A 17,226-nucleotide genomic window follows, 5' to 3' on the forward strand; every position below is an offset into this window, starting at 1 on the left:
CCCACGACGACGAGGCGGCCATGAAGATCTTCACGACGAGCGTCGCCGACGTGTACCCGCTGTACGCGGCGAAGCTCGAGCGCAAGGGCCGCACGACGGCGGAGCTCGACCAGGTGGTCCGGTGGCTCACGGGCTTCACCGACGCCGAGCTGGCGCGGCACCTCGCCGACGGGACGACCTTCGAGGACTTCTTCGCGGCGGCGGACCTCAACCCGGACGCGAGCCTCATCACCGGGGTCGTGTGCGGGGTGCGGGTCGAGGACGTCGAGGACCCGCTCATGCAGAAGATCCGCTACCTCGACAAGCTCGTCGACGAGCTCGCGCGCGGCAAGGCGATGGACACGGTGCTGCGTGGCTGAGGCGGTCCGACAACCTTCAGGTTCGACCTGAGGGTTCAGGACCCTCGACCTCAGGTTCGCCCCGAGGGTTCAGCGCGCAGCGACCGCGCCGTGCTGTGCCGCCCGCTCCAGGCGCTCGACGAGCGTCACGAGACCCGCCGCGACGGGCACGAGCACGAGGTTGCCGACGAGCATGGTCCGCGCGAACGGCAGCCCGGCGACGTAGCAGTCGACGAGCCCGCCGACCGTCCGCGGGTACCAGGAGCCGTCGCTCACGACCCACACGCCGAAGTTCGTCCAGAGGAAGAACCACACCGAGGAACCGACGCCGAAGCCGAGGGCGGTCGCATAGCGCTTCCAGCCGGGACCGCGCCCGCCTTCCCGACGCCCGGAGTACCGCGGGAGGAGCACCGCGGCGACGCCGGTCACGGCCCACGCCGACCACGTGAACACGAGGATCGACGTGTTGCCGAGCACGAGATCGCTCACGACCGCCACGACGAGCGGCGCGACCGCCGCAGCACGGTTGCGGAGCAGCAGGGCCCCGGCGAAGGTCGCCGCGGTCGCCAGCTCGAGGTTCGGAGGCGCACCCAGGTCGTCCTTGACGAGCCGCCACACCACCGCGCCGACGAGCAGCGCGACCACGACCGCGACCCGCCACCACCGGTGGGCGAGGTCGCGCCAGGACAAGGGGGTCAGTACGTCGCGAGCGTCCACGTGATCGTCTCCCCGTCCTTCGTCTTCAGAGAGCCCGCGCCCACCTGTGCCTGCTTGCCGTCGACCGCGAGGGACCAGAACTCGTGCTTCGCGTCGTCGGCGGTGCGGCCACCGATCCCGACGACGAACGCGTTCTTGCCCGACCCCTTCACCTTCGCGCTCGGGTCGACGCCGAGCAACAGGTCGAGCGCCGTCTGGCCGTCCTCGCCCGGGTAGGAGAGCCCGGTGACCTTCCCGTCCGCGTCGCGCGTGAACTGGTCGGTCGGCGTCGCGCTCGGGGTGACGCCCGACGGCCACGGCGCCGGGCTCTGGGTGCCCGTCGCCGGCGCGTCCGACGAGGACGACGACGCGCACCCGCCGAGCAGGCCCGCCACGAGGGCGACGGGCAGGGCCGCGCCCAGGACGACTCGTCGTCGGGCGGGGGTCGTCCGGGCGCGCCTCGAGGGCTCGGCGTGCAGGGTGGTCATGGCCTCATCCTAGGGAACCGGGCCCCGCCCGACGACGGCCGTCCCGCGCACCGGACGCCCGCACGGGACGCGTGAGACTCGTGCGCGGCGCACACTCGTGCCATGGAGCTGTCACCGTTCGGCGTCCGCGCGAGCGCCGGCACGCTGCGGTCCGGCGAGGGCGTGACCCTCGAGCACCCGTGGACGCAGGCCGGCGTGCTCGCGGCGCCCGCCTCCAACGGCGCCCAGGTGCTGCACCTCGCGGTAGCCCTCTGCGTCCTCAACGACACGTTCCGCGAGGGCCAGCGGCTCGGCGTCGCCGTCCACGGCGTGGTGGTCGAGGCCGACGGCGGCTTCGACGACGACTGGCGCTCCACCGGCGTCACGTACGAGGTCGCGCTCGACTCCCCCGCGCCGGCGGCCGACGTCGCCCGGCTGAGCGCCGCCGTCGACGACGTCGCGGAGATCCCGCGGGCCCTGCGCGCCGGAGCGCCCGTGCGACGCCACGACTGACGCCACCCGCGCCGGCCCACGTTCGGCAGGACAAGCCCCGCCCCACGCGGTAGGCATGAGAGCTGTGACGACGGAGCGTGCGCCCGAGGCGGGAACGGAGGCCTCGCAGCGCGACGCCCGCATCCTCGGGGACCTCGGCGCGCTCCTCCTCGACGCCGGGACCTCCGTCACCGACGTGCGCGAGCACCTCGAGCACGCCCCCGAGCAGGCACGGGCCGGCCTGGACTTCTCGGTCCTGCCGCGGATGGTGCTCGTCGTCCGGGTGGACGACGGCGCGGCGACCCTCGTCAGCGCGTCCGGCAAGGACCTGTCGTTCCGCCAGGGCGTGCGGGCGAGCAGGCTGGCGCGCGAGGTGGAGCTCGGCACCGTCCCGGTCGCCGAGGTGCCCGCGCGGGTCGACGCCATCCGGTCCATGACGCGTCCCCACGCGGCACGGGACCGGATCCTCGGCAGCGCGGCCGTCGCCCTCGGTCTCGCCGTCGTGTTCCGCTGCCCCTGGTGGGCCGTGCTCACGTCCGTGCTGGTCGGCGCCCTCGTCGGCGCCCTCGTGCTCGCGCTGGACCGGCTCGAGGGGGCGGGCGCCGTCGTGCCGTTCCTCTCCGCCCTCGTCTCGACCGTCGTGGTCGGGGCGACCGCATCCGCTCTCGATCTCGGGGACGTCCCCCTGTACGCGGTGTGCGCACCCATCGCGGTGCTGGTCCCCGGCGCGCTCGTGACCAACGCGCTCCTCGAGCTCACGGCCACCGACATCGTCACCGGTGCCGCCCGGCTCGTCTACGGCGTGCTCGTCCTCGGACTCATGTCCGCCGGGATCGCGGCCGGGTCCCACCTCACCGGCCTCACGCTCGACCACGACTCCGCGACCCTCGTCGGGACGGCCCGCAAGGTCACCGCGAGCGCCGGCGGGTGGCACGCGCTGCCACCGATCCCGCTGTCGTGGCTGGGCGTCGTCGTCCTCGCGCTCGGCATCGGGCTCGCGTTCGGGGCCGGCCTGCGCCTGACGCTCGTCACGGTCGCCGTCATGGTCGCGACCTACGCCCTCCTCGCGCTCCTCACCCCGGTCGTCGGGGCGATCACCGCGTCGGGGGCCGCCGCCGCGATCGTCTTCGTCGGTGCCCGGGCCGTCGAGCGCCGCGCGCTCGCGGTCCCTGCGACCGCCACGTTCCAGCCCGCGTTCCTCCTCCTCGTGCCGGGCACCGTGGGCCTCGTCGCGCTCGCCTCGACGGACGTCCACGCGTTCACGACCTCGCTCGCGACATTCGTGAGCCTCTGCCTCGGGACGAAGATCGGCGCCGTGCTCGCCGACACCCTCCCCCGCCTCCGCCTCCCCTCACCGCGCACGTCCCCCACCCAGACAGGAGCACGACCATGACCACGCCCTTCGCCCTCGTCGGCGCGACCGTCGTCACCGGCGACGCCGCCGGTACCGTCCTGCCCGACCAGACCGTCGTCGTCGGCCAGGACGGGAAGATCACCGCAGTCGGCCCCGCGGGCGACGTCCAGATCCCGGCGGGCACCGGGACCGTCGCCGGCCACGGCCGCTACGTGCTTCCCGGGCTGATCAACGCGCACGCCCACCTGTTCTCGGACGGCAAGCCGCTCCCCTCGATCCTCACGAGCGAGTCCGCGGAGAAGGTCGTGTCCGCGTTCTTCCACAGCCCCGTGGGACACCGGGTCGTCAAGGGTCGCGCGAAGAAGAACATCCTCACCCAGCTCCGTTCGGGCGTCACCACGCTGCGCAGCCTCGGAGACGTCGGCTACGAGGTCGTGGAGGTCCGCGACGAGATCGACGGGGGCGCGTACCCGGGGCCGCGCGTCATCGCGTCCGGGCCCCTGCTGGCCGCGACCGGCGGCCACGGCACGCCGACCATCGCGCTCGTCAGCGACAACCCGTGGGACGCGCGCCGCAACGTCCGGACCAACCTCCGCAAGGGCGTGACCGCGATCAAGATCGCCGCGACGGGCGGGGTCACCGACGCCCGCGCGATCGGCGAGGCCGGACGCCCCCAGATGACCGAGGAGGAGATGGCCGCCATCTGCGAGGAGGCGCACGCCGCGGGCATCCTCGTGGCGGCGCACGCCCAGAGCAAGGAAGGCATCACGCGCGCCCTGCGGGCCGGTGTCGACACCATCGAGCACGGCGCCGGCATGAACGACGAGATGATCGAGCTGTTCCGAGCCAACCCGCAGTCCCTGCACGGGTCGTCCGCGCTGGTCCCGACCCTCCAGGCGTGCCTCCCACTCGTCAAGCTCCCCCAGACCGACACGGGGATCGACGACATCGTCCGGGCGAACGCCGAGATGATCTACGAGGAGATGCTCCAGGGCATCCGCGACGCCCTGGCCAACGACATCACGATCGGGATGGGGACGGACTCCGCGCTGACGTACGTGACCCACTACAACACGTGGCGGGAGGTCGACTACGTGTCGCGCTACGGCGGGCTCACCCCGGCCCAGGCGCTGCACGCCGCGACGGGCGCCAACGCCCGGATGCTCGGCATCGACACGGTCACCGGCAGCATCGAGACGGGCAAGGACGCCGACCTCCTCGTGGTCGACGGGGACCCGCTCGCCGACCTGCGGGCCCTCGCGAACCCGGCCTACGTCGTGGCCCGGGGGCTCGTGCTCGACCACCCCGAGGTCGAGCGGTTCGACGACCTCGACGCCCAGCTCGACTCGTTCTGACAGGTCGCGCCCGGGCGGCTGCCTCCCGGCCGGGCGGACCGGGGCTCAGGCGTCGATGCGGTCCCGGTCGAGGTTCGCGGCGCCCGCGACGATGAAGTCCTTGCGGGGCGCGACGTCAGACCCCATGAGCAGCTCGAACACGCGCTCCGCGGCCTCGGCGTCCGCGGCCGTGACGCGGCGCAGCGTGCGGTGGCGGGGATCCATCGTCGTCTCCGCGAGCTGGTCGGCGTCCATCTCGCCGAGGCCCTTGTACCGCTGGATGTCGTCCTTGTACCGGCGGCCGGCCTTGTCGAGCTTCTTCAGCGTCGCCTGGAGCTCGACCTCCGAGTACGTGTAGACGTACTCGTTCTTGCGCGAGCCGGACCCGATCACCTCGACGCGGTGCAACGGCGGCACCGCCGCGTAGACGCGCCCGGCGTCGAGCAGCGGGCGCATGTAGCGGAAGAACAGGGTGAGCAGCAGGGTGCGGATGTGGGCGCCGTCGACGTCGGCGTCCGTCATCATGACGATCTTTCCGTAGCGCGCGGCCTCGAGGTCGAACGAGCGCCCCGACCCTGCGCCCAGCACCTGGATGATCGCCGCGCACTCCGCGTTGCGGAGCATGTCCGAGATCGACGCCTTCTGGACGTTGAGGATCTTGCCGCGGATCGGCAGCAGCGCCTGGAACTCCGAGCTGCGGGCGAGCCGGGCGGTGCCCAGTGCGCTGTCGCCCTCGACGATGAACAGCTCGGACCGCTCGACGTCGTCCGTGCGGCAGTCCGCGAGCTTGGAGGGCAGCGACGAGGTCTCCAGGGCGTTCTTGCGGCGCGAGATCTCCTTCTGCTTGCGGGCGCTCACGCGCGCCCGCATCTCGGAGACCACCTTGTCGAGCAGCAACGAGGTCTGCGCCTTGTCGTCCCGCTTGGTCGACCCGAACAGGGCCGCGAGCTCCTTCTCGACGACGCGCGACACGATCGCGCGCACCGGCCCCGTGCCGAGGACCTCCTTGGTCTGGCCCTCGAACTGCGGCTCCGCGAGGCGGACGGTGACGACGGCGGTCATGCCCGCGAGGACGTCGTCCTTCTCGATCTTCTCGCTCGCGTCACGCGTGCTGACCTTGAGCCGGCGCGCGTTCGTCTCGACGGCCTTGCGCACGACCTTGAGCAGGCCCTGCTCGAAGCCGGCCTGGTGGGTGCCGCCCTTCGGCGTCGAGATGATGTTGACGAACGTGCGGAGCTCGGTCTCGTAGCCCGTGCCCCAGCGCAGCGCGACGTCGACCTCGCAGTCGCGCTCGACCTCCTGGGGCGTCATGTGCCCGCGGTCGTCGAGCACCGGGACGGTCTCCTTGAACGTGCCGGAGCCTTCGAGGCGCCACGTCGCCGTGACGGGGGTGTCGGGCGCGAGGTAGTCGACGAAGTCGACCGACCCGCCCGTGTGGACGAACGTCTCCTCGTGCGGGCCCTGCTCGCCGGGCGTGCCCGCGAGCCCGCGCTCGTCACGGACCGTGATCTCGAGGCCCGGGACGAGGAACGTCGTCTGGCGCACGCGCGTCACGAGCTCGTCGTAGGAGAAGACCGCGGACTTGGGGAAGATCTGCCGGTCGGCCCAGTAGCGCACACGCGTGCCGGTCCGTCCGCGCGCGACCTTGCCGACGACGGCGAGCTCCGAGCGCGACACGAACGGCGCGAACGGGCTCTCGGGCGACGGGCCCGTCGCGGGGTCGGTGAACGTACCCGGCTCGCCGCGGTGGAACGTCATGCGGTGCGTCTTGCCGCCCCGGTCGACGTCGACGTCGAGCCGCGAGGACAGCGCGTTCACCACGGACGCACCCACGCCGTGCAGGCCGCCCGACGCCGTGTAGGAGCCGCCGCCGAACTTCCCGCCCGCGTGCAGCTTGGTGTAGACGACCTCGACCCCCGTCAGGCCCGTCTTCGGCTCGAGGTCCACGGGGATGCCGCGGCCGTCGTCCTCGACCGTGACCGACGCGTCGGCGTGCAGCACGACCCGGATGTGCGTGCAGTAGCCGCCCAGGGCCTCGTCGACCGAGTTGTCGATGATCTCCCACAGGCAGTGCATGAGACCGCGCGAGTCGGTGGTCCCGATGTACATGCCGGGTCGCTTGCGCACGGCCTCGAGCCCCTCGAGGACGGACAGGTGCCGTGCGGTGTAGCTGGACTCGGCGGAGGTGGTCGTCACGGGGACCAGGGTAGGCGCTCGCGCCGACACGCCGTCGCAGGCGTGCCGTGGGGCACGCGCACCGACCGTGCGCCGGACCGGCCGGCGCTACGCGCGGAGCGAACGAGAGGCCTTTCGGGGCGGTTCGGGGGCATGCCCAGGGGCTCGCGATGGTTACATGTTCTCGTGAGCACGACGACCGAGACCCTGACCGCTGCCGACCGCTGCGACCGCTGCGGCGCCCAGGCGTACGTCCGTGTGGTCCTCGCCAGTGGTGAGCTGCTGTTCTGCGCGCACCACGCACGCGAGCACGCGGCTGCCTACGCGGACGTCGCGACGTCCGTCCAGGACGAGACCGACCGGCTCCTCGCCGAGCACGGAGCACGCTGAGCGCTCCCCCGACCGCGACGTGGTGTGCGTCGCGACCCTGAGCTACGCGAAGGCCCTCACCCCGCCCGGGTGGGGGTCTTCGTCGTACCGGTAGGGTGCTCGCCCATGAAGCGACTCACGCCCCTGTTCGCCGTCGGCCTCCTCGGTGCCCTGGGTGCCTGCAGCTCCGACGAGGGCGGCGTCGACCCCGACACCGTGACCGGCGTCCCGGCGTCGTGGCTCGACGACACCGCGAAGGCGTGGCCCGACGCGGCGTCGTTCGGCCGGAGCACGCCCACGCTCTCCCGCGGCGCCTGCCTGCTCGGCGACGAGCCCCCGGAGGTCCTCGACGCCCAGGCTAAGTACACCGACCAGGGGTTCGGCGGATTCGGTGACGACCTGTCCGCGACGGACTCCTACCGCTACCTGTGCAGCCTGTGGGCGCGCGACCACTACGCCGGTGAGCTCCAGCTCCTCAAGGTCGCCGACGACGCCACCGGCCGGAAGGTCATGGCCGAGTTCGACGCCCAGACGTCCACGAGCGTGCAGGACAACACCGTCAGCCACGAGACGTCGGGCCGGCTCGAGGTCTCCGTCCTGACCCGCTGGTACCCCACCAACCCGCAGGGCATGTACCGAGCCCAGTACTACGACGAGCAGCAGGGTGCGATCGCCACGATGGAGATCAACTCGCTCGACAAGGCCGACTTCGACGCGTTCTCCGCGCAGAAGATGGCCGACACCCTCGTCGAGACCATGGCCGCCGGGTAGACGCACGGGGGCTGTCCCCACCGAAGGCCGACGGGAGGCTCCACAGACGGGGCACGGCGGGGTCCTTAGCGTCGAGGACGTGACGACCACCGCCGCAGCCCCCGACCGTCCCAACCGCGTGACCAGCTCGTTCACCGAGCTCTCGCGCACCGTCCGCGAGAGCGGGCTCCTGGCCCGCACGCCCGGGTTCTACCTGACCCTGCTCGCCGTGCTGGGGACCGCGCTCGTCGCGATCCTCGCCGGGGTCGTCGCGCTCGGCCCGTCGTGGTGGCAGCTCGCCCTCGCGGCCGGGCTCGGCGTCGTCATGACGCAGCTCGCGTTCGTCGCCCACGAGTCGGCCCACCGCCAGGTCTTCGCCTCGGGCCGCGCGAACGACCGCCTCGGCCGCGTCCTCGCGAACGCCGTCGTCGGGATCAGCTACTCCTGGTGGACCGTCAAGCACTCACGGCACCACGCCAACCCCAACAAGGTCGACGCCGACCCGGACATCGCCGAGGGGGCCGTGTCGTTCCTCCCCGAGTATGCCGCGCGCGCCCGCGGGCTCAAGGCCCTCGTGAACCGGTACCAGGGCTGGCTGTTCTTCCCGCTGCTCACGCTCGAGGGCCTCAACCTGCACGTGACGTCGATCCGGTCGAGCGTCGACCGCGCACGTGAGGGGTCCGGCCGCGGCGAGCTCGCGACCATCGCCGTGCGGCTCGTGCTCGGCGTCGCGTTCGTCCTGTGGGCCATGCCGTTCGGCGTCGCGCTCGGGTTCCTCGGCGTGTGGGGTGCCGTCCTCGGGGTCTACATGGGCGCGTCGTTCGCCCCGAACCACAAGGGCATGACGATCCTGTCGCCCACGTCGCGGGTCGACTTCCTGTCGAAGCAGGTGCTGACGTCCCGGAACGTCCGCGGCGGCTGGTGGCTCAACCTCCTCCTGGGCGGCCTCGGCTCCCAGATCGAGCACCACCTGTTCCCCAGCATGCCCCGGCCCCACCTGATCGCCGCCCGGCGGCTCGTCCGCGCGCACTGCGCCGAGGTCGGCGTGCCCTACACCGAGACGAGCCTGCTCGCGTCGTACGGGATCGTCGTGCGCTACCTCAACCAGGTGGGGCTCAGCGCGCGCGACCCGTTCGACTGCCCCACGTTCCACCGCCTGCGCCGCTGACGACGGCGCCGTCGGGCAGGACGACGAACGGCCCGGACGCTCACAGGGCGTCCGGGCCGTCTCGTCGTACGTGCGAGCGCTCAGTCCAGGTAGTCGCGCAGGACCTGCGAACGCGACGGGTGGCGCAGCTTCGACATCGTCTTGGACTCGATCTGGCGGATCCGCTCACGCGTGACGCCGTAGACCTTGCCGATCTCGTCGAGCGTCTTCGGCTGTCCGTCCTGGAGACCGAAGCGCATGGACACGACGCCGGCCTCGCGCTCCGAGAGCGTGTCGAGCACGCCGTGGAGCTGCTCCTGCAGGAGCGTGAAGCTCACCGCGTCCGCCGGGACGACGGCCTCGGAGTCCTCGATGAGGTCACCGAACTCGCTGTCGCCGTCCTCGCCGAGCGGGGTGTGCAGCGAGATGGGCTCGCGGCCGTACTTCTGGACCTCGACGACCTTCTCGGGCGTCATGTCGAGCTCCTTGGCCAGCTCCTCCGGCGTGGGCTCGCGGCCCAGGTCCTGGAGCATCTGGCGCTGCACGCGGGCGAGCTTGTTGATGACCTCGACCATGTGCACCGGGATGCGGATGGTGCGGGCCTGGTCGGCCATGGCGCGGGTGATCGCCTGACGGATCCACCAGGTGGCGTACGTCGAGAACTTGTAGCCCTTGGTGTAGTCGAACTTCTCGACCGCACGGATCAGACCGAGGTTGCCCTCCTGGATCAGGTCCAGGAAGAGCATCCCGCGGCCCGTGTACCGCTTGGCGAGCGAGACGACGAGACGCAGGTTGGCCTCGAGCAGGTGGTTCTTGGCGCGCTTGCCGTCCTGCGCGATCCACTGCAGCTCGCGGACGAGCTTGCGGGTGTCGGCGTCGGCCTTGGTCCGGTCGAAGTCCGGGTACTCCTTGGCGAGCTTCTCCTCGGCGAACAGGCCGGCCTCGATGCGCTTCGCGAGCTCGACCTCCTGCTCCGCGTTGAGGAGCGCGACCTTGCCGATCTGCTTGAGGTAGTCCTTGACCGGGTCGGCGGTGGCGCCGGCGGTCACGACCTGCTGGGCCGGGGCGTCGTCGTCGTCCGCGTCGGAGTAGACGAAGCCCGAGTCCTCGTCTCCGGAAGCCTCGCCCTTCTTCGTGCCGTCGGCGGGCGTCTCCTCGGCGGCGTCCACGTCGGCCTCGTCGGCGTCGGTGGCCTCCTCGTCGTGCTCGTCGGAGTCCTTCGCGGCGGCACGGGCCTTCGCGGTGGTCCGCTTCGCGGCCGTGGCGGTGCCCGCCTTGGTCGCGGTGCGCGACTTCGACGCGGCGGTGGTCCGGGTCTTCGCGGCGGGCTTGGCGGCTGCCTCCGCGGGGGCGTCGGCCTCGTCGGCCTCGTCCGTCGCGGGGGCGCGCGTCGTGGTGCGCGACTTCGTCGGGGTCGCGGCTGCGGTCTTGGTGCGCGAGGTGGCACGGGCCGTCGTCGTGGACGACGAGCTCGACGCGGCCGCGACCTTGACCGAGCCCAGCTCGACCTGGACGCCGGCGCCCGCCAGGGCGCGCATCACGGCCTTGAGCCGCTTCGCGTCCTGCACGCCCGCCTCGTCGCAGGCGACACGGACGCTCTGGGCGTCGACCTTGCCCGAGGCCACCCCATGACGGAGGAGGTCCTGCAGGGCGGAGTGCTCGAACTCGCGCGGGAGGGTGTTGTCAGAGGTGAGGGGCGCCACGAACGACCTTTCGGCTGGCGGGGGGAAGACGGCGAGTCACCGGTCGGACGTGCCGGCGTCCTTACCATTGTACCGGCCGGTCACGTCCCCGGGGCTCGACGAACAGCCCTCGAGCGGGTGGGTTTCTGGGGTGATCTGCGAGGCACAACGCCCCGACGAGACCAGGTATTCCGCGGGCCGAGGCGTCCCGGACGACGCCGGCGAGCTGGCCGCACAGCGTCGCCGCAGGTCAGGACTCCGGCTTGACCGCGAGCACCGGGCACGGCGCGTCGAGGAGGATCCGCTGGGCGCCCGCCCCGAGGATCAGCTTGCCCACGGGGCTGCGCCGGCGCAGTCCGATCACCACCACGTCGGCAGCCGTCCGCTCCGCCGCGTCGACAAGCCTCGCAGCGAACTCGCTCTCCTCGCTCGCCGGGGCCAGCCGGGCGTCGACGCCCGCCTCCCGCGCCACCTCGAGCGCCGGCTGCACACCCTCCTCGGACCGCCCCGGGACGAGGACGAGGGCCGTCGAGCGACGGGCGGCCTCCGTGACGGCGGCGGCGAGCGCGCGCGTCCCTTCCGGCGTGGAGAGCACCCCGACGACCACTGGCATCCGTTCCTCCTCCGCGGTTCCGACGGGTAGACGCTACCGGACCGCCAGGTGCTCCGCCTGGGCCCACCCGGGGCCGACGCCACGGTCGAGCGCATCGGCGACGAGCCGCGCGAGCCCGTGATCAGGTCCGACCTGGAGCGCACGGTCGGCGCGCGCGCCGGCGAGCCCGCCGTCCCCCGCCCACCATGCCAGGGCCGCGGCGAGCCCGAGGGCGTAGGCGTGCCCGTCGCCGCGCGCGTGGCTCGCGACCACCTCGGCCGCGATCCGCGCCACCCGGGCCCCGTCGACGTCCGGGGCGACTCCGCGACGGGGATCGACGAGCAGGGTCACCGCCGAGACGGCGTCCTCGAGCGCCTCGATCCCCACGCCGGTCGATGCGGCGTCGATCATCCGGTCCGGCAGGCCGGGGTCGCCCGTGGGCAGGAGGGTCAGCAGGACCGCGTCACGCACGATCGGGTCGGTCAGCGCCCCGGCCACCCGGCCCACGCGGGCCGCGGCGACCTGGGCGGGTCCGGGGCACGACGCGGCCTCCTGAGCGAGTGGCTCGGCCGCTGCGACGGCCGCGTGGACGTCGCGCCACGCCCGCAGCGAGGCACGGCGCCAGGCGCGGACACCGAGCTCCTCACGACGGCGCGCCCAGCGTCGCGCGGCCCGGATCGCCGACGCCCGGCGCGCGGGATCCACCGGGGCGAGCGCGTACGCCTCCTCGCGCGACGCCGCCACCGAGACCCCGGCGTACACGAGGTCGGCCGCGACGTGGCTCGCGTCGAGGTCGGTCAGCGGGTGCCCCACGACCGGGCAGCACTCCGGGTCGGCGCATCCGAGGCTCCGGTACCCGGTCGACGTCACGTGCCACCGTGCGGCCACGGGGACGCCCGGCCCTGCCCCGGCGAGGGCGTCGGCGAGGACGTCGGCCGCGTCCTGGGAGGCCGTCTCGTCGTCGCCGTACGCGACGAGGACCACCTCGCGCGGCCCGTCGCGCAGGACGTGCGCGGCGACCGTCCGGGCGAGGGCGGCGCCTCCGCGCTCGGAGAGCAGGTCGCGGACGTCGGAACGCACGACGAGCCCCACGGCGCCGCGAGGCGGACGCAGGCTCAGGACCACCACGCTGTCGCGCGGGCGGTAGCCCAGTCGGTAAGGGACGTAGGCGAGGAGGTCGGCGGGGCGGGTGGCCAGCAGCGGGGTGTCCATGCATCCATCCCAGGGCAGCCGGCGCCCCACCGACGGATCGCTTCTTGCCCTGTGGGAAACGCATCCCCCTGTGGTCGGCCTTCGACCGGTGTGCCCGCAGCGCTCCGCGGGCTGGGTACGGTGGGGCGCGTGAGCGACTCCCCCACCCCGTCCCGCAGCGCCCGACGCCGCACGGCCCACCCGCACCGCGCGGCCCGGGTCCTGTTCGCCGTCGTCGTCGCCGCCGTCGTGGTGGGCGTCGTCTGGAAGGTCGGCTCGCTGCGGGACGACCCGGCGGTCGCGAGCACGCCCGCGCCGTCGGCCGCGACCACCACGCTCCCCTCGTTCGCGGCCGGGTCCACGGCCGGCGCGCTCGCGCCTGACCTGCCGACGAGCCTCGCCCCCGTGCCCGACGGCGCGACGGTCCTGTCGAGCTCGGCCGAGCGCGACGCGGACGGCGCGCACGTCCAGTTCTCCCTGAGCCTCAGCACCAGGGCCAAGCCCGCCACGATCGTCACGACCTACACCAAGGCGTGGAAGAAGGCCGGCTTCACGCGCGCTTCCGGCAAGCCCAAGGGTGCCGACGACGGCGCCACCTACCGCCGCACGTCGGCGACCGCGAGCGCCGGTGCGAAGGTCGGGTCGACGGAGCTCGCCGACTACGTGCAGGTCGCAGTGGTGTCCGAGCACGGCACGTCCCTCGTGACCGTCTCGGGCCAGGTCCCGGCGCCCCAGGCGAAGTCGAGGTCGACGGCGCCGGGGTCGACGTCCACGGCCCCCTCCGGGACGGGCGCGACCACGAAGGGCGCGACCGGCACCGGCCGATAGGATCGCGCCATGCCCCCCGCCGCCGTCCTCGTCGACCAGGAGGACGTGCGCCGCGGCGTCGACGGCGTCCTGCGTGCCACCCTCGACGCCGAGCGGGAGCGGCTGCGCGACGTGAGCCCGGACGCCGAGACGCTGGCGGACTCGCTCGACGCGATGCTGTCGGGCGGCAAGCGGCTGCGCGCGGCCCTGTGCTACTGGTCCTGGCGCGCGCACGGCGGCGACGGGGAGCCCGGGCGCTCGGCGGCGCTGACCGTCGGCGCGGCCCTCGAGCTCTTCCAGGCGGCCGCCCTGTTCCACGACGACGTCATGGACGCCTCGGCGACGCGGCGCGGGCTCCCTGCCGCGCACGTCGTGCACACGGCCCGGCACCGGGAGCACGGCTGGTCGGGCGACGCCGCCCGCTACGGGGAGTCGGTCGCGATCCTGCTCGGCGACCTGGCGCTCGTCCTCGCCGGGCGCGCGCTGGGCCGCGCGACCGCCCACCTCGACCGGGCGACGACGGACCTCGTGCGCGACCTGTTCGACGACATGGAGCTGGCCGTCACGACCGGCCAGTTCCTCGACGTGCACGCCCAGGCGGTCGCGTGGGGGGCCGACCCGGCCGCGGACGAGGAGCGCGCCCGCACCGTGATCCGCGCCAAGACCGCGCGCTACTCGGTCGAGCACCCCCTGCTGCTCGGTGCCGCGCTCGCGGGTGCCGACGCAGGCGCGCTGGCGGCGGCGTCGTCGTACGGGCTGCCGCTGGGCGAGGCGTTCCAGCTCCGCGACGACCTGCTGGGCGTGTTCGGGGACCCTGCCCGCACGGGCAAGCCCGCGGGCGACGACCTGCGGGAGGGCAAGCGGACCGTCCTCGTCGCGCGGGCGTTGGCGTCGGCCTCCGACGACGACCGCGAGCTCGTGCAGTCCGCGCTGGGACGCGCCGACCTCACTGCGGGCGAGGTGGACGGCGTCCGGGAGTCGCTCGTCCGGTCCGGTGCGGTCGCCGCGATCGAGTCGCTCATCGACGAGCTCGCGGACGGGGCTCTCGCGTCGCTCGAGTCGGACGCCCTCGTCGAGCCCGGCCGGGCGATGCTCCTGGCGCTCGCCCGCGGCCTCGTCGAACGCGACGCCTGACCGCGCCCGCGGTCAGCCCAGGCCCTGCGCGACGCGCCGCACCGCGGCCCGCTGCCCCGCGCGCAGCGCCTCGACGGGGGCGAGCCCGTTCAGCGTCTCCTCGGGTGCGAAGAGCCACTCGACGATCTCGTCGTCGGTGAACCGGGCGTCGTCGAGCAGGACGACCGCGCCGTGCAGGGCCGGGATGGGCTGCAGCCGGCCCTCGTGCTCCACGAGGAACGCCGCAGGAACCTGCAGGACGCTGCGTTCGCCGCGGCGCACCGCCACGAGCCTGCGTTCGCGCAGGAGCTGACGGACCCGGACGACGTCCAGGTCGAGGCGCTCGGCGACGTCGGGGATCGTGAGCCACTCGGTGGTCTCGCCGGCGTCGGGCGTGCTGGGGACGGTCTGCGCCTGCTCGGGCTGCTGCTCGGTCACGGAGAAAGCGTAACGACCGGGTGAGACTCGCCGCCCGGCGCAGGCAGGATGCGACACAGCAGCCCTACGGGTCCGTAGACTTCCACCGTGGCAACCACGACCTCTGACCCGTTCGTCGGCACCCTCGTCGACGGACGCTACGAGGTCGTGTCCCGGATCGCCCGCGGCGGCATGGCGACCGTGTATCTCGCCGTCGACCGGCGCCTCGACCGGAACGTCGCGCTCAAGATCATGCACGCGCACCTCGTCGACGGCGTCGAGGGGGCCGAGTTCGTCTCGCGGTTCCGACGCGAGGCCCGCGCGGCGGCCCGGCTGACCCACCCCGGCCTCGTCGGGGTCTACGACCAGGGCTTCGACGGCGAGACCAGCTACCTCACGATGGAGTACGTCCCGGGGACCAACCTCCGGGCGCGCCTGCGCGACGAGCGGACCCTCAGCCTCGGCGAGACCCTCCGGCTCCTCGAGGAGATCCTCGACTCGCTCGCCGCGGCGCACCGCGCCGGCCTGGTCCACCGCGACATCAAGCCCGAGAACGTGCTGCTCACCGAGGACGAGCACGTCAAGCTCGCCGACTTCGGCCTCGCGCGCGCCGTGACCGAGGTCGCCGCCACCGCGACCGGCACCGTCCTCGGCACGGTCGCGTACCTCAGCCCCGAGGTCATCACGACGGGTCGCTGCGACGCACGCACGGACGTCTACTCGGTCGGCGTGCTCGCCTACGAGATGCTGCTCGGCAAGCACCCGCACACCGGGTCCACCCCGATCCAGGTCGCGTTCGAGCACGTCAACTCCGACATCCCCGCCCCGTCGCGCAGCGCGTGGTGGATGCCGATCGAGGTCGACGAGCTGGTCTGCTCGCTCGCGGCCCGCGACCCCGACGACCGCCCCCGCGACGCCGCCGCCGCGCTCGCGCTCGTCCGGCAGACGCGGCGGATGCTGTCCGACGCCGACCTCGAGCGCCGGGCCGACCCGCCTGCCGCCGTCGTGACCGAGGGCCCGTCGGGGCCCGTCGGCGCGCCGTCGTCGGACGACGTGGTCGCCGACGCCGGAACGACCCTCGGCCCCGACGACGACGCCTCAGACGTGAGCGCGGACGAGGCGAGGGAAGAGCGCGAGGGCGCGGGCGACACAGCCGGCGACGACGACGAAGGGTCCCTCGACGCCATCCCGACCGCCGTGTTCGGCAACCTCGGCACCGGGACGCGCGTCCTCGCGCGCGACGAGCTCGGATCCGGCACGACCCGCGGCGAGCTGCCCGTCCTCACCAACCCCGTCGTCCCTGCGCACGACGTCGCACGCAAGCGCAAGAGGCGGCGCCGGCGATGGGTCTGGGCCCTCGTCCTCGTGCTCGCCGTCGTCGGCGTCTTCGGGTTCTGGACCTGGTGGATGAGCTCCGGCCCCGGCGCGTACACCGTCGTCCCGACCGGCATCGTCGGCACGAGCGCCGACGACGCCGACACCGCGCTCGAGTCCGTGGGCCTGCGCGCACACCAGACCAAGGCGTTCGACGACGTCGTGCCCGACGGCGACGTCGTGAGCGTCAACCCCGGCGAGGGCGACAAGATCCGCAAGGACGGGACCGTCGAGGTCACCGTCTCCCAGGGCATCGAGAACCACACCGTGCCCGCCGGGCTCGTCGGCAAGACCAAGGACGCGGCGCTCGCGAGCCTCGCGAAGAGCGGGTTCGACGCCGTCCCCACCCCCGTCGAGGACTACTCCGACAAGGTCCCCGAAGGCCACGTCATCTCGGTGTCCGTCGACGCGGGCACCTCCGTCCCCCACAACAGCCCCATCCAGGTCGTGGTCTCCGACGGCCCTGCCCCCGTCACCGTGCCCCAGGTCAAGGGCAGCGACCAGGACGACGCCGTCGCCACGCTGAAGAGCTCCGGCCTGGTCCCCCAGGTGACGAAGCAGTACTCCGACGACGTGCCCGAGGGCACCGTCATCAGCCAGGACCCGCAGCAGTCCACGACCCTGCACCGCGGCGACACCGTGGCGCTCACCGTCTCCCGCGGCCCCGAGATGGTGGTCGTCCCGTCCGTGACCGGCAAGCACACGGCCGAGGCGAAGAAGCTCCTCGAGGCCAAGGGCTTCAAGGTCAAGGTCAACAAGTTCCTCGGCGGCGTGCTCAACACCGTGCGGTTCCAGGACCCCGACGGCAAGAAGAAGGCGCCGAAGGGCTCGACGGTCTCGTTGACGGTCTTCTGACGCTGACCGCGCCGGCGGTGACGCTCCGTTCGCCGGCAGTGACACTGGGTTCGCCCATGGTCACGTGGGTTTC

17 protein-coding genes are annotated in these 17,226 nt (G+C 73.2%); 10 read left to right on the forward strand and 7 right to left on the reverse strand.

The annotated features are described in order from the left end of the window. Nucleotides 1-20 precede the first annotated feature (20 nt). On the forward strand, nucleotides 21-359 hold the full coding sequence (locus KDY119_RS10240) for a DUF2200 domain-containing protein (RefSeq protein WP_036949880.1): 339 nt from the start codon (nucleotides 21-23) through the stop codon (nucleotides 357-359). 69 nt (nucleotides 360-428) lie between these two features. Here KDY119_RS10240 and KDY119_RS10245 read toward each other — a convergent pair whose 3' ends face one another. Together KDY119_RS10245 and KDY119_RS10250 are read right to left on the reverse strand one after the other, a co-directional pair. Beyond that, nucleotides 429-1,055: a DUF6580 family putative transport protein gene (locus tag KDY119_RS10245; RefSeq protein WP_227994293.1), complete on the reverse strand. Its 627-nt coding sequence runs from the start codon at nucleotides 1,053-1,055 to the stop codon at nucleotides 429-431. Then, nucleotides 1,034-1,522, reverse strand: coding sequence for a DUF4430 domain-containing protein (locus tag KDY119_RS10250; protein ID WP_036949878.1), 489 nt, complete (start codon nucleotides 1,520-1,522; stop codon nucleotides 1,034-1,036). The genes KDY119_RS10245 and KDY119_RS10250 overlap by 22 nt, the downstream gene beginning before the upstream one ends. Nucleotides 1,523-1,624: 102 nt before the next feature. Between KDY119_RS10250 and KDY119_RS10255 the strand changes: the two genes are divergently transcribed. Genes KDY119_RS10255 through KDY119_RS10265 form a run of 3 tightly spaced genes read left to right on the forward strand, consistent with a single transcriptional unit; the run spans nucleotide 1,625 to nucleotide 4,702 of the window. Further along, on the forward strand, nucleotides 1,625-2,014 hold the full coding sequence (locus KDY119_RS10255; RefSeq protein ID WP_036949877.1) for an OsmC family protein: 390 nt from the start codon (nucleotides 1,625-1,627) through the stop codon (nucleotides 2,012-2,014). Between the two features lie 55 nt (nucleotides 2,015-2,069). Next, nucleotides 2,070-3,386, forward strand: a complete 1,317-nt coding sequence (locus KDY119_RS10260) for a threonine/serine exporter family protein (protein ID WP_153022273.1) — start codon at nucleotides 2,070-2,072, stop codon at nucleotides 3,384-3,386. Beyond that, the gene (locus KDY119_RS10265; RefSeq protein WP_036949875.1) at nucleotides 3,383-4,702 is read left to right on the forward strand and encodes an amidohydrolase family protein; all 1,320 of its coding nucleotides are present in this window, start codon (nucleotides 3,383-3,385) and stop codon (nucleotides 4,700-4,702) included. Before KDY119_RS10260 ends, KDY119_RS10265 begins: the two co-directional genes overlap by 4 nt. Nucleotides 4,703-4,747: 45 nt before the next feature. Here the strand turns inward: KDY119_RS10265 and KDY119_RS10270 are convergent, their stop codons facing one another. Further along, a complete protein-coding gene (locus tag KDY119_RS10270; protein WP_153022274.1) occupies nucleotides 4,748-6,877 on the reverse strand; it encodes a DNA gyrase/topoisomerase IV subunit B in 2,130 nt (709 codons plus the stop codon). A gap of 132 nt (nucleotides 6,878-7,009) precedes the next feature. Here KDY119_RS10270 and KDY119_RS10275 point away from each other — a divergent pair, with 132 nt between their 5' ends. The 3 genes from KDY119_RS10275 (at nucleotide 7,010) to KDY119_RS10285 (ending at nucleotide 9,143) form a co-directional block, all read left to right on the forward strand. Beyond that, complete coding sequence (locus KDY119_RS10275; RefSeq protein WP_036949871.1) at nucleotides 7,010-7,246, forward strand: DUF7455 domain-containing protein; 237 nt, start codon at nucleotides 7,010-7,012, stop codon at nucleotides 7,244-7,246. 105 nt (nucleotides 7,247-7,351) lie between these two features. After that, nucleotides 7,352-7,996: a hypothetical protein gene (locus tag KDY119_RS10280; protein ID WP_036949868.1), complete on the forward strand. Its 645-nt coding sequence runs from the start codon at nucleotides 7,352-7,354 to the stop codon at nucleotides 7,994-7,996. A 79-nt stretch (nucleotides 7,997-8,075) separates the two neighbouring features. Continuing rightward, nucleotides 8,076-9,143, forward strand: coding sequence for a fatty acid desaturase family protein (locus KDY119_RS10285; protein WP_051136501.1), 1,068 nt, complete (start codon nucleotides 8,076-8,078; stop codon nucleotides 9,141-9,143). 80 nt (nucleotides 9,144-9,223) lie between these two features. On the opposite strand, the gene KDY119_RS10290 is transcribed toward KDY119_RS10285, so the two are convergent. The 3 genes from KDY119_RS10290 to KDY119_RS10300 all read right to left on the reverse strand — a co-directional run bounded on the left by KDY119_RS10290 (nucleotide 9,224) and on the right by KDY119_RS10300 (nucleotide 12,608). Next, the gene (locus KDY119_RS10290; protein ID WP_036949866.1) at nucleotides 9,224-10,825 is read right to left on the reverse strand and encodes an RNA polymerase sigma factor; all 1,602 of its coding nucleotides are present in this window, start codon (nucleotides 10,823-10,825) and stop codon (nucleotides 9,224-9,226) included. A gap of 229 nt (nucleotides 10,826-11,054) precedes the next feature. Further along, on the reverse strand, nucleotides 11,055-11,417 hold the full coding sequence (locus tag KDY119_RS10295) for a universal stress protein (RefSeq protein ID WP_036949864.1): 363 nt from the start codon (nucleotides 11,415-11,417) through the stop codon (nucleotides 11,055-11,057). 33 nt (nucleotides 11,418-11,450) lie between these two features. Beyond that, nucleotides 11,451-12,608, reverse strand: coding sequence for a DUF4192 domain-containing protein (locus KDY119_RS10300; RefSeq protein ID WP_153022275.1), 1,158 nt, complete (start codon nucleotides 12,606-12,608; stop codon nucleotides 11,451-11,453). A gap of 129 nt (nucleotides 12,609-12,737) precedes the next feature. Between KDY119_RS10300 and KDY119_RS10305 the strand changes: the two genes are divergently transcribed. Beyond that, nucleotides 12,738-13,415, forward strand: a complete 678-nt coding sequence (locus KDY119_RS10305; RefSeq protein WP_153022276.1) for a hypothetical protein — start codon at nucleotides 12,738-12,740, stop codon at nucleotides 13,413-13,415. 9 nt (nucleotides 13,416-13,424) lie between these two features. Then, nucleotides 13,425-14,528 (forward strand): polyprenyl synthetase family protein, encoded by a 1,104-nt coding sequence (locus KDY119_RS10310; RefSeq protein ID WP_036949860.1) that lies wholly within the window; start codon nucleotides 13,425-13,427, stop codon nucleotides 14,526-14,528. A 12-nt stretch (nucleotides 14,529-14,540) separates the two neighbouring features. Here the strand turns inward: KDY119_RS10310 and KDY119_RS10315 are convergent, their stop codons facing one another. Continuing rightward, on the reverse strand, nucleotides 14,541-14,945 hold the full coding sequence (locus KDY119_RS10315; RefSeq protein WP_036949857.1) for an Rv2175c family DNA-binding protein: 405 nt from the start codon (nucleotides 14,943-14,945) through the stop codon (nucleotides 14,541-14,543). Nucleotides 14,946-15,032: 87 nt separating this feature from the next. On the opposite strand from KDY119_RS10315, the gene pknB reads away from it, so the two are divergent. Further along, complete coding sequence (gene pknB, locus KDY119_RS10320) at nucleotides 15,033-17,153, forward strand: Stk1 family PASTA domain-containing Ser/Thr kinase (protein ID WP_036949854.1); 2,121 nt, start codon at nucleotides 15,033-15,035, stop codon at nucleotides 17,151-17,153. Nucleotides 17,154-17,226 lie beyond the last annotated feature (73 nt).

Source organism: Luteimicrobium xylanilyticum (assembly GCF_009429125.1).
GTDB classification, from domain to species: Bacteria; Actinomycetota; Actinomycetes; order Actinomycetales; family Cellulomonadaceae; genus Luteimicrobium; species Luteimicrobium xylanilyticum.

What these genes read in the sequence shown, in the direction of transcription:
- KDY119_RS10275 (WP_036949871.1), top strand. Translation starts at nt 7,010, where the DNA reads ATGCCCAGGGGCTCGCGATGGTTACATGTTCTCGTGAGCACGACGACC.
- KDY119_RS10240 (WP_036949880.1), top strand. Translation starts at nt 21, where the DNA reads ATGAAGATCTTCACGACGAGCGTCGCCGACGTGTACCCGCTGTACGCG.
- KDY119_RS10280 (WP_036949868.1), top strand. Translation starts at nt 7,352, where the DNA reads ATGAAGCGACTCACGCCCCTGTTCGCCGTCGGCCTCCTCGGTGCCCTG.
- KDY119_RS10250 (WP_036949878.1), bottom strand. Translation starts at nt 1,522, where the DNA reads ATGACCACCCTGCACGCCGAGCCCTCGAGGCGCGCCCGGACGACCCCC.
- KDY119_RS10265 (WP_036949875.1), top strand. Translation starts at nt 3,383, where the DNA reads ATGACCACGCCCTTCGCCCTCGTCGGCGCGACCGTCGTCACCGGCGAC.
- KDY119_RS10300 (WP_153022275.1), bottom strand. Translation starts at nt 12,608, where the DNA reads ATGGACACCCCGCTGCTGGCCACCCGCCCCGCCGACCTCCTCGCCTAC.
- KDY119_RS10255 (WP_036949877.1), top strand. Translation starts at nt 1,625, where the DNA reads ATGGAGCTGTCACCGTTCGGCGTCCGCGCGAGCGCCGGCACGCTGCGG.
- KDY119_RS10310 (WP_036949860.1), top strand. Translation starts at nt 13,425, where the DNA reads ATGCCCCCCGCCGCCGTCCTCGTCGACCAGGAGGACGTGCGCCGCGGC.
- KDY119_RS10260 (WP_153022273.1), top strand. Translation starts at nt 2,070, where the DNA reads ATGAGAGCTGTGACGACGGAGCGTGCGCCCGAGGCGGGAACGGAGGCC.
- KDY119_RS10295 (WP_036949864.1), bottom strand. Translation starts at nt 11,417, where the DNA reads ATGCCAGTGGTCGTCGGGGTGCTCTCCACGCCGGAAGGGACGCGCGCG.